General features: G+C 70.6%; 8 protein-coding genes and 1 pseudogene. 4 read left to right on the top strand and 5 right to left on the bottom strand.

What is annotated here, in order from left to right:
- The first annotated feature begins 120 nt into the window (after positions 1 to 120).
- Positions 121 to 327 (top strand): hypothetical protein, encoded by a 207-nt coding sequence (locus ACFHYQ_RS14935; protein WP_394301732.1) that lies wholly within the window; start codon positions 121 to 123, stop codon positions 325 to 327.
- A gap of 7 nt (positions 328 to 334) precedes the next feature.
- On the opposite strand, the gene ACFHYQ_RS14930 is transcribed toward ACFHYQ_RS14935, so the two are convergent.
- The 4 genes from ACFHYQ_RS14930 to ACFHYQ_RS14915 all read right to left on the bottom strand — a co-directional run bounded on the left by ACFHYQ_RS14930 (position 335) and on the right by ACFHYQ_RS14915 (position 4,801).
- Positions 335 to 1,150: an AAC(3) family N-acetyltransferase gene (locus ACFHYQ_RS14930; RefSeq protein ID WP_394301731.1), complete on the bottom strand. Its 816-nt coding sequence runs from the start codon at positions 1,148 to 1,150 to the stop codon at positions 335 to 337.
- A gap of 131 nt (positions 1,151 to 1,281) precedes the next feature.
- Positions 1,282 to 2,292, bottom strand: coding sequence for a Rossmann-fold NAD(P)-binding domain-containing protein (locus tag ACFHYQ_RS14925; protein ID WP_394301730.1), 1,011 nt, complete (start codon positions 2,290 to 2,292; stop codon positions 1,282 to 1,284).
- Between the two features lie 76 nt (positions 2,293 to 2,368).
- Complete coding sequence (locus tag ACFHYQ_RS14920) at positions 2,369 to 4,072, bottom strand: hypothetical protein (RefSeq protein WP_394301729.1); 1,704 nt, start codon at positions 4,070 to 4,072, stop codon at positions 2,369 to 2,371.
- Between the two features lie 183 nt (positions 4,073 to 4,255).
- Positions 4,256 to 4,801 carry a YbhB/YbcL family Raf kinase inhibitor-like protein gene (locus ACFHYQ_RS14915; RefSeq protein ID WP_394301728.1) on the bottom strand — a complete coding sequence of 182 codons (546 nt, stop codon included), beginning with the start codon at positions 4,799 to 4,801 and terminating at the stop codon, positions 4,256 to 4,258.
- Positions 4,802 to 5,051: 250 nt separating this feature from the next.
- Between ACFHYQ_RS14915 and ACFHYQ_RS14910 the strand changes: the two genes are divergently transcribed.
- From ACFHYQ_RS14910 to ACFHYQ_RS14900, 3 genes are all read left to right on the top strand, one after another.
- Positions 5,052 to 5,552 carry a PH domain-containing protein gene (locus ACFHYQ_RS14910; RefSeq protein WP_394301727.1) on the top strand — a complete coding sequence of 167 codons (501 nt, stop codon included), beginning with the start codon at positions 5,052 to 5,054 and terminating at the stop codon, positions 5,550 to 5,552.
- On the top strand, positions 5,549 to 7,198 hold the full coding sequence (locus ACFHYQ_RS14905; RefSeq protein ID WP_394301726.1) for a PH domain-containing protein: 1,650 nt from the start codon (positions 5,549 to 5,551) through the stop codon (positions 7,196 to 7,198). The genes ACFHYQ_RS14910 and ACFHYQ_RS14905 overlap by 4 nt, the downstream gene beginning before the upstream one ends.
- Positions 7,199 to 7,387: 189 nt before the next feature.
- The gene (locus ACFHYQ_RS14900; RefSeq protein ID WP_394301725.1) at positions 7,388 to 7,879 is read left to right on the top strand and encodes a type II toxin-antitoxin system HicA family toxin; all 492 of its coding nucleotides are present in this window, start codon (positions 7,388 to 7,390) and stop codon (positions 7,877 to 7,879) included.
- A gap of 1,193 nt (positions 7,880 to 9,072) precedes the next feature.
- Here the strand turns inward: ACFHYQ_RS14900 and sepH are convergent.
- Positions 9,073 to 9,861 (bottom strand): annotated as a pseudogene (gene sepH / locus ACFHYQ_RS29365) (septation protein SepH); the annotation flags it as partial.
- Between the last annotated feature and the right edge of the window lie 381 nt (positions 9,862 to 10,242).

Genomic DNA, 10,242 nt, shown 5'->3' with positions numbered 1-10,242 from the left:
TGGATGCCGCCCATTCCCGGCACGGCATGACTCCCGGCGTCCGTTCACCCTGGCACGCCCAGAGGCGGTCACTATCCGCTATCACATGAAAGCACCGCGCGTATCCGCTGATTGTTTACGATGCGGGAGCTCGGCAGCCGTGTCGACATCGTTCCTGCTCCTGTCGAGGTTCCCTTCGTGCGGCATGTCGGAGAGCGGCTTCTGCGCGTGGCAGAGAGATTCGACGTCGAGGATTCCGCCCAGTGCGTGGAGGCGGAGTTCGTCTTCGACACGGGAAGCGTGCTCGCGCACAGCTTCGGGGGTGACCTTCACTTGGCCGGCCGGTGAGTCCGCATCATGAGTTCAGCTTCGCTGTTGCCGCCGCGGGACGGTGGGCAGCCATCCAGGCGGTCGCGAAGTCGACCAGAGCGCGCTGACCCATCAGACGCGCGGGCGCGTCACCGACCCGGCCGATCACTGCCGCACCCGTGGCCTCGAAGTCGGCCCCGAGCTGGTCGAAGTCATCTTCATCGGGGACCACGTCCCCCCAGGTGGTCCACTGGCTCGCTCCATCGGGCCGCAGGATCGCCGAGCCCGTGCGGGCGCGTGGCGGCGACACCTGCCGCCACTCGGCCAGATGCAGCGACGTATTCGAAGCGTGCCCGCACCCCAGCAGCAGCACTCGTCCATCCAGCCGGTACACCGCGCCGAGCGGTGAACGCTCACCGAGTGCGTCGTCGAGTTGGTGCCCGCCCACGATTTCCGAGGCATGCTGTCCGATCGCGGCGAAGGAGACCTGCGGGTGACCGCTGCGCAGGGCGCCAGGCCACGTGCGGGCCGTCTCGGCGATGACGCCCATCCATCGACTCGGGGTGCGTAACGGGTCGAAGCCGGGCGTCCCTTCACGTATCACCGGCCACCATGCCTCGGGGACGGGTGGATGCCGCCAGTCGGCGGGATCGGTGTTCTCGGGCGTGTGGGTCGGAACGACGAGAGTGCCCTCGGGGCCGAGCACGTCCAGCAACGCCTGCACGACCCCCTGGGCGCCGCCGGCGACGAAGCCGAGGCTTCTCATCGATGAGTGCAGCAGCACGACGTCGCCCGCCGTCAAACCGAGCGCACGCAGGTCCGCCGAAAGAGACCGAACAGTGTGAGGGAGAGACCGATCCACTCGGCGGAGTCTACCCAGCGAGACGGCATCCGTCCGAGGCGCGGCTCGGACTCGAGGCTGTGTGGTGCGGCCGCAGGCCGGGGGCCAGGGCGAGGGCGTGGTGATCCGGACCGGCAGGTGCCGGTGCTCGGTCATTCATGAGCCGATGCGCTCCATTCCGCCAGGACCCGGGCCTCCTTCTCGGGGTCGATGCCGTGGCGCAGGTTCCGTACCCCGAAGCTGCGCTGATCCTCCGGGATGACCTTCAGCCACTCCCACGTGTCGCGTACGGTCTCCGACATCGGGCGGCAGGTCAGGCCGGCGGCCAGTGCCTTGGCAGAGGAAGTGGACCAGACGTCATCGCTTGTCGACCACAGGGGAAGCTCGGTCCACTGCCCGATGCCGTGATCGATCAGGAACACGTCATCGATCCACACCAGTTCTGCGTCGGAGCCGGTGACCTCGACGCATTCGCGCAGCCAGCTTCCGTAGGTCTCCCTGCCCGGCACACCGCCGGTCAGGAACCGGCCTGTTGTGCTCTCGGCGACCTTGTCGAGGGTGAAGGCCGCGATGTCGCGGGCGTCGATGAGCTGGATCGGCCGCTCGGGGTCGCCGGGCGCGACCACACGGCCTCCGCGGGCGATGCGGGTGAGCCACCAGGGCAGGCGGCCGACGTTCTCGTGCGGCCCGAGGATCAGGCCGGGCTGGATGACCAGGGCCGGTCCGTCGAAATGCTCCTCGACCGCCCGCTCGCACCCTGCCTTCAGCACGCCGTAGTCGCCGTAGTCCGCGTCGGCGTCCGGCGGGCACTCGAATCGGGCGAAGCTCTCGTCGATCCCCGGCTTCTCGCCGAAGTCGGCATAGGCGGAGATGCTGGAGATGAACGTGTAGTGCCCGACGTGTCCGGAAAGCCGCCGCACCGAGTCGAGGACGACCCGAGGGGTGAAGCCGCAGATGTCGATCACGGCGTCCCACCACTCGCCGTCCAGCAGCCGGTCGAGGTCGGCGGAGACCTCACGGTCGCCGCGGAACGCCGCCACGCCCGGCAGGTCCTCCCCGCTCCGGCCGCGGTTGAACGTCGTGACCTCGTGCCCCCGGCGCAGCGCCTCCGCCACGATCGCCCGGCCGAGGAAGACCCCACCACCGATGATCAGAAGTTTCATGGGGCCATCCTCGGCCGGATCGGGTGATCCGTCACCGCCGTTTCACCCTTGGCGGATCCTCGCTGGGCGAACGGGATCAGCGGTAATAGTCGGGGTAGTCGGTCTCCGGTTCGCTCCGGTGGCTGCCCCGGCGCGCGGTGGTCGGCTTCTGCGTGTCGCCGTACATCTCGTCGTAGGTGGGCCAGTTTTCGCCGGTGTTCTGCTCCTGCCAGGACGGCGACGCCGCCTGCCCGGTGCCGTACCCGCCCTGCTGCTGCTCATAGCCGTAGTAGTTGCTCTGACCGGAGGGGACGTCATACCCGGCCGACTCGTACGGCGAGGCCGTCGGCACTGAACCGGTAACGGTGTCGGACTCGTCTATCGTCGCCCAGCCCGCACTCACCTCGTACGACGAGGGCGTCGACGGCGGCACGGAGCCGTAGGCGACACCGTCGCCGGGTGGGGCGGCGGTGGCCGAGTAACCGGGTGTCTGAGTCTGGGGCATCTGGTACGTCTCCACCGCCGGCCAGGACGAGGACGCGGGGCGCGGCGGCTCGGGCTCGTCGAGCACGTCGCGCATGCTCGGCCAGCCAGGTGACGTGGTGGAAGCCGGGTTGGAGGCGGCCTCGTGGTTCGTGGAGGCCGGGGGGGTCACGGAGTAGGACGGACCGGTGTCGGCAGGGGAGAACGGTCCGGTCGCGTTCCGGGACAGGTCGTAGGCGTCACCGTGGGGCAACTCGTAGGCCGACGGTTCGTACGCCGACGGCCAGGTCGACGCCGAGCCGGTCCCGGCTGCAGGGGTGGCCGCGGTGGGGGGTGCGGCCTCGAACGGGCCGGTCCCGATCGGGGTCTCATAGGAGCCCGCGCTGAACGCCCCGGTCGTCGGCATCGGAGCGGCGGGGCTCGTCATCGGAGCGGACGGGGCCTCGAAGGAGCCGCTCGCACTCGTACGGCCCGCCTCGGCGGCCGCGGCCGAACGCCGCCCGCCGGACCGCGATGATCGGGACCCGGCGCGTGAGGACCGGCCGCGAGAGGGACTGGTCCCCAGCGCATCCGGTGTCGGCGTGGGCGCGGAGAATGTCACGGTCTTCTGCTCGGCCAGTGCCGCAGCGGACATGGAAGCGGAGGCGGTGGATGTGGAGGCCGCCGGAGTCTGCTTGGCCCTGCCCCTCGAGGTGCCGGCCGCGGTCTGGGAGGTCTCGGCCGCCCGGGAGGTCTCCACCAGGTCGGCGAGCCCGGCGGGGACCGGACGCTGCGGCAGCGGGACCTGCATGGTCGCCGCGTTGGGGTCGGCGGCCGCGCCGGTCGTCGCCTCGGCCTCGGTGGGCTGCTCGGCCGGCCGCGGGGTGGCTAGCCGGGCGGCGATGCTGCCGCCGAAGCCGCCGTCGTCGGCGCGGACGCGGGACCAGTAGTCGTCGTCGTAGTCGTCGTGCTCGCCCCATTCGTTGACGCCGCGCTTGCCGCGCGCTCCGGCAGGGGCGGCCTGTTTGCCGCCGCGCTGGGCGTTGCCGCCACGCTCCGCGGCGCGCGCCTGCCGGCCACCGCCCTGGCGGGCGGATCCGGGGCGCTGCTGCTTGGCCGGTTCGGCGGGCTCCTCGAAGGCGTCGAAACCCTGAGGGAAGCTCTCGAAGAATGTCTCCTCCGCCGGCCGCCGAGGCTTGGGGCCCTTGTTCTCGGCCATCGCCTTGATGCGCTCGGCGGACAGAGCGCTCTCCCTGCGATTCATCGACCGCATGCCCAGCGCCACAACCATCAGCACCACGAGCACGACGGCGACAAGGCCCGAAATGACCCCTATCATCGCACCACCCTTAAGGCCATGGCCTTCCAGCGGCGCCGGTGAGATCGCGCGGCCATCGACGCGATCTGCCCCCTTTGATTACCTGCGCTCAGCAATTGGATCCGATTCTGCTCGACCACGTTGACCGTTGTCACACCCTACGTGAAGATTCGTATAGCACGACTACCTCCGGTGTTCAACAGGTCACTCGATGGTGGCCGCCGTGAGGCGGCCGCGAGCGATCGTGTGATCGGCGATGTTCTCCAGGGTCTCCGAGAGGGGGGCGCCCTGTTGGAGATCGAGTTCTGAGTTGAGGGCGTAGACAGTGAAACGGTAGCTGCCATCGGCCTCGCATGGAGGCGTATAGCCCACTTTCCCGTTCGTCGTCTGGCCCTGCCTCGCGCCCCTGGGGACGTCGTTCTCGCCGAGTTCGGTGGTGTTCGGATCGATGTTGAACACCACCCAGTGCACCTCCGCGCCGATGCGGGGGTTGTTGTCGTCCACCACCAGGGCGACCGACTTGGCCCCGGCCGTACCAGACCAGCGCAGCGGCGGGTTGCCCTGCCCTCCCTTGCACGAGTAGTCCGGCGGCAGGGGGGCGCCGTCGCGGAACCGCGGGCTCGACACGCTGATCAGATCGAGGTTCCTGGGCGATCCGCCGCCCAGGATCCCGCAGCCTGACGCGAGCACGGCCGCCGCCGTTGTGGCGAGGGCGACTCGCGCGACCGCTGATTTTCTCGGCGACCCCATGCCCGATGATGCTACGCGGAATATACGGGTGCACCGACCGGATGCGCCGCAATCGAGGCATGAGGGGGGCGACGGCAGCCCGCGGACCGCGTCGGCGAGGTGGGTGACCGGGTCGATCTCCACCCATCGCTGCGGCCACTCCGGCAGCGTCTTCGTCGGGACGAACGCGCGGAGCCCGGCCACCAGCCGCTGGCAGATCACTGACGGGCCTTCCAATTAGGGTGGAATCGTGAGAGGTCAGCGAGGACCATTGCGTGATCCGTCCGAACGGGTCTCGCGCCGTGCCATCGTGCTCTGGCTGATCGAGGCCCTGATCGGGTTCGTGCTCCTGGTCGGCGGGGCCGTCCTGGTCGCCGGCTGGATCGGGCCGGACTGGAAGATCGTTCCCGGCTGGCTGTCGGGGAACGTCTGGATCCTGCCCGTCGCCGTCGGCGCCGTGATGCTGCCCTTCGTGATAGTCGAGCCGCTGTGGCGCTATGCCGTACATCGCTGGGAGTTGTCCGGAGACGTGGTCTATGCACGGTCTGGATGGTTGAGTCGGGAATGGGTGTTCGTGCCCGTCAGTCGCATCCAGACGGTGGACAAGGCCCAGGGCTGGTTCGAGCGGGCGCTTGGTCTGGCCACTGTGGAGATCCGTACGGCTTCGCACGCCGGGTCATCGACGATCAAGGGCCTCGACTACGAGGTCGCCGCCCGGCTGGCCGAGGAACTCGCCCGCCGCACCCAGGAACTCCGGGACGACGCCACATGACACCTTCCGACCACTCCGACCACTTCGACCCCAGTGACCCCGGCGACTCCGGCTTCGGCCCCGGCCTCGATCCAGGCCTCGGCGGCGGCTTCGGTGCGGGTGCCGGGCCGTACGGCGCCCGGCGGCTCAGTCCCCGGGTCCTGCTGATCGACCCGATCCGTCTGCTGCCCTCGCTCTTCCTCCCTCTGGCGGGCGTGCTGCTGGTCGGCGGCTTCTCTCCGGCCTCGTTCGGCTGGGCGGCGCTGGCCGTGGTCGCGTCGGTGGTGTACGCGGTGGTGCGCTGGGCCACCTTCACCTACCATCTGACCGGGGACCGTCTAGAACTGACCCGAGCCTTCATCGGCCGGACGGCCAAGACCATCCCCTTCGAGCGCATCCGCGGGATCGACATCACCGAGCCGCCACTGCATCGCCTGCTCGGCCTCGCCGTACTGAAGATCGACACGGGTGCCGGGGGCAGCGACCAGGAGGGCACCCTCGACGCGGTGACGATGGAGCAGGCCCGCGCGCTCCGTACGGCGCTGCTCGCCCGGCGGCCCGCGACACCCGTGCCGGCCGAGGCCACCGGGCCCGCCGCCACCGGCCCTGAAACAGCCGAACATGGCGTGACGGCCGGGTCCGGTCCGGAGCCTTCCGGTCCCGAGCAGGCCGGGCGGGTGCTCGCCCGGGTGCCGCGGTGGTGGCTCAGGTACGGCCCGCTGTCGGGGGCCTATCTGCTCACCCCGTTCGCGCTGGCGGCCGGTGCGGCCGGGCTCGTCTTCCAATGGGGTGAGGAGCTGGGGCTGACCAAGCGGTCGGCCAGGCAGGCCCTGGAGTGGGTGTCGGCGCATCCCCTTCTGCCGGTCGCCGTCGGCGCGCTGCTGTTGACGGCGATGCCGATCGTCGGCGCCGTGATGTACGCGATCTTCAACTGGGACTTCACGCTGCGAACCCGAGATGGTTACCTGGTGGCCGAGCGCGGCCTGCTCACCCGGCGTACGGTCTCACTGGAACGCCGCCGGATCCGGGGCTACGAGATGACCGAGGCCCTGCTCGAACGCTGGGCCGGGGTCGTGCGGCTGTGGGCCGTGGTCACCGGGCTCGGTGACTCGGTGACCAGGGGGCAGTTGCTGCCCGTGACGCCGAAGGCTTTCGCCGCCGGAGTCGCGGGCGAAGCCGTCGAGCCGTTCGTCACGCCGCTGCGGCCGCATCCGCCCCGGGCGCGTCGGCGCAGGCTGGTGCGGGCCATCGTGCCATGGCTGGTGCTCGCGGCCGTGGCGTTCGCGCTGGGCTGGGCCGTGGCGGGGGTCGTCGCCCTCGGCCTGGCGGTGCTGGGAATCCCGCTCGGGCTCGATCGCTACCGAGGCCTCGGGCACGCCTACGACGGCGCCTGGCTGTCGGTCAGGTCCGGGTCGCTGCGGCGGGTGCAGGCCGTGGTCGAGCGCCGCGCCGTCGTCGGCTGGACCCTGCGGCAGACGGCGTTCCAGCGGCTGGCCGGTCTGATCACGGTGACGGCGGGTGTCGGCGCCGGCAGCGGCGGCTATCCGGCCATCGACACCGGGGAGACCCAGGGCGTCGAGTTCGCCGCCGAGGTCACCCCCGACTGGCTCCACCCCTTCCTTACGGATCCGCCGCCCCCGCCTGGCGACCCCTCGCAGGGGCGATGAGGACACTCGATCCCACACGGTGAAGCCGCAGGTCGCCTTGTGCAGCACCGGTGAGTCAGCCGGAACCCGGGAGGTCTGCTGCAAAATCATGATCGAACACGTGGAGGAGTACCACCGGACCTACTTCGGGAGCTTACGGGGGACGTGGCGTAACAGGGGCGGCCCAACGGCTTGGCGTAAACTGATCGGGTGAGTAAGACCTTGAGGCTGACCGCGACCATTGTCCCGGATGAAGAGGGTTGGTATGTGGCCCGCTGCCTACAGGTCGAGGTCACCAGCCAAGGCCGGACGGTCGACGAGGCGTTGAGTAAGTCTCCGAGAAGCCTTGGAGCTCTATCTCGAGGACGAGGTTATTCCCGAGGCCCCGCAGCAACCGATCGTCGCGCCGATCGAGATCCGGCTCTCCGCGTGAGCCCACGTCAGTTTCCTGTCTGCTCTGGCGCACAGGTCGTACGCGCGCTGGAGAAGTGCGGATTTGAAGTCGTCAGTGCCAGGGGTAGCCACTGCAAGCTACGCCAGCGGCTTGACGAGGAAGCCCTTACGGTGATTGTTCCCCTGCATGCCACGCTGGCTGTCGGCACGCTCGCTTCCATCGTCCGCCAGGCCGGACCCCAGAGCGTCTCCGCGACCTGCTCTGACCACGTCGCGCCTACGGCAACCTCGTTGCCCGCGAGAAGTTGACCCCTCGTAGGGGCGATGAGGACCTCGGCACCCTTCTTGCCCGGCTTGAATCGGCCTCCGCTTCAGTCCGGTTTGCGGGCGCCGAACATGATCTCGTCCCAGGTGGGGACGGAGGCGCGGCGGCGGGACTTGCGCGGGCGAGGTTTCGGCACGGGCGGGGTCAGTTCCGGCTTGGCGTCCGCCGCGGCCCCCTGCTTCTGAACGGCGTCGGTCCCCGCGGCGGCCGCGCTGGCGGCGGGAGCGTCCGAGGCGGGACGTGCCGCCGGGACGGTGGGACGCGGCCTGGGCTTCGGCCGCGGCGGCGCGCCGGTCGGCACGGCAGGCCGATCCGCTGCGGGGTTGGTTGCGGCGGGGTTGGTTGCGGCGGGCGTGGTGACCGCGGCCGCGACACTCGGCTCGGCAGCGGGGGCCGGTCCGTCGGTCCCCGCCTTGTCAGTCCCGGCCGTCGTGGTCGCCGAGGTCTTCTCGACGGGGTCGGAGGAGACGGGCTTGCCGGTCGCCGGGACGTCGGCCGTTGCGGGCGTCACCTCCGGCGTCCTGTTCTCGGTGACGGGCTCCTCGGGCGGGGAGACCACCGCGTCAGGGGCGGGCTCAGCTGAAGCGACGGGGGCCGGGGCCGTGGCGGTGGGCTCGTCTTTCTCGCTCGCGGCCTCGGTATCCGTCGTGGCCGACGTGCCGACGGTCGTCGGCCGCTCGGTGGTCACGGGCCCGGCGGTGGTTACGGGCTCCGTGGTGGTTACGGGATCAGCGGCGGCCGGTGGCTGAGTGGTGGCCGGGTCGGGCTCGGCTGTGGCCGGCTTGGACGTGGGGTCCGGCCGGTGTACGGGGGCCTCGGTCGTGGATGCGGCGGACACAGCGGCGGACACAGCGGCGGACACGACGGCGTCGTCCACCGCCGTCGCGGCGTTCACCTCGGAGACGGCTTCGTGAACAGCCTCGGTGCTCCGGTCGGCGGGAGCCACCGCAGGGATGCCGATCACAGGGTTGCCGCGGTCGACCGCATCGGCCCGGCCGTGAGGATCGTGGCCGTGAGGATCGTGGCCGTGAGAAGCGTGGCCGTGAGAAACCCGGCCGTCGGCGTCGTGGTCCGCCGCTGCGGGCACGTCCAGATCGGCGAGCGGGTCCGGCAGGCGGAAGGGCACGGGGGTCAGGTCGGGCCGGAACGCGGCGGGCGGCTCCGTTCGCGGCTCGGGCCGCACGACGGGCTCATGCTGCCAGGCCGCGGGCGGCTCGCGCCGCACAGCGGGCTCATGCCGTACGGAAGGCTCGGGCTGAGCGGCCCTGGGCGGGTCGGCGGGCAGTGACGGCACCGAGGCCAGCTTGGGGGCCGGCTTGGGGGCGAGCCGGGGCACGAAGGGGCGGACGGTGGCGTCCTCCTCCCTCGCCCGCTCCACGGCCGGCTCGACGTAGTCGGCGGCCGACAGGCGCATGGCCTCGTCGTCATTGGGTGTGATGTGGCGGCGGCGGGGGTCGAACAGCCACTCGGCGTGGCGGGTGTGACCGTTCCAGACGAAGCCGAGCTTCACCCGCCAGAGGTTGTCGTCGCGTTTGCAGGAGTCCCAGTCGATCTCGTCGGCGGGGACGCCGCGCCGGGTGAGCCGTTCGGCGACCAGTTCGCCGAGCGTGGGCCCGGGCGTGGTCTCGCCGGGCAGCCGGACGGGCACCCGCTGGGCCTGCTGGGCCATGTACTCGCGCTCCTGGAGAACCGGCCCCTCGAACCAGCGGACGCGCTCCACCGGGATGCCGGCGGTCGCCGCGATCTCCTCGGCAGTCTCCCCCGCGCGGATGCGCGCCTGGATCTCCTTGGGGCGCAACGGGCTCTCCACTTCGATCTCGTACTGGCCGAGACGGGAGAAGTTGCCGCGGACCGCGGCACGGAGCCGGTCGTCCACGGGAAGCGTGAACCGCGTGCCCCGCCCGGCCGTGGCCAGGACGAGGTACGTTCCGTCCTCACTTACCGCGACGAGACGGAGCTCCTGCATGCGAGTCCCTTCGTCGTCGTGCTGCGTCTTCCCCCGGACCCTCGAGTCTCTCGTGTGAGCCGGTTGCCTTCCAGCACCGTACCCGGCATGTCCGAACTTCGCCTTGCCTGGGGGCGTGGCAGTCGTCGTGACTCCAGTCACTTTTGTCCCGTTCACCTTGCCACAACCCCGCGGTGATGAGAGTCCAAGTCGCGAGAGAGAGGGGCGTGTCGCCCGAGACGGCACGCGCGCCCTGTCGCGTGGAAGGCTTCCAAGGCTTCCATCGTCGCTTGCTCCCTCGGTTCGAGTGGCGCGCCGGGTTCGGGCGGACCCGTGCTCCGCAATCTGCCCATCCGAAGGTCTGGCGAGGGCAACGCGACACGCGGGGGCACCGGACCCTGG

The organism is Sphaerimonospora cavernae (assembly GCF_042435035.1).
Classification (GTDB): domain Bacteria; phylum Actinomycetota; class Actinomycetes; order Streptosporangiales; family Streptosporangiaceae; genus Sphaerimonospora; species Sphaerimonospora cavernae.
Note: the sequence above shows the minus strand (reverse complement) of the source record. Positions and strands in the feature narration are given on the sequence as shown.

What these genes read in the sequence shown, in the direction of transcription:
- ACFHYQ_RS14935 (WP_394301732.1), top strand. Translation starts at nt 121, where the DNA reads ATGCGGGAGCTCGGCAGCCGTGTCGACATCGTTCCTGCTCCTGTCGAG.
- ACFHYQ_RS14925 (WP_394301730.1), bottom strand. Translation starts at nt 2,292, where the DNA reads ATGAAACTTCTGATCATCGGTGGTGGGGTCTTCCTCGGCCGGGCGATC.
- ACFHYQ_RS14920 (WP_394301729.1), bottom strand. Translation starts at nt 4,072, where the DNA reads ATGATAGGGGTCATTTCGGGCCTTGTCGCCGTCGTGCTCGTGGTGCTG.
- ACFHYQ_RS14915 (WP_394301728.1), bottom strand. Translation starts at nt 4,801, where the DNA reads ATGGGGTCGCCGAGAAAATCAGCGGTCGCGCGAGTCGCCCTCGCCACA.
- ACFHYQ_RS14905 (WP_394301726.1), top strand. Translation starts at nt 5,549, where the DNA reads ATGACACCTTCCGACCACTCCGACCACTTCGACCCCAGTGACCCCGGC.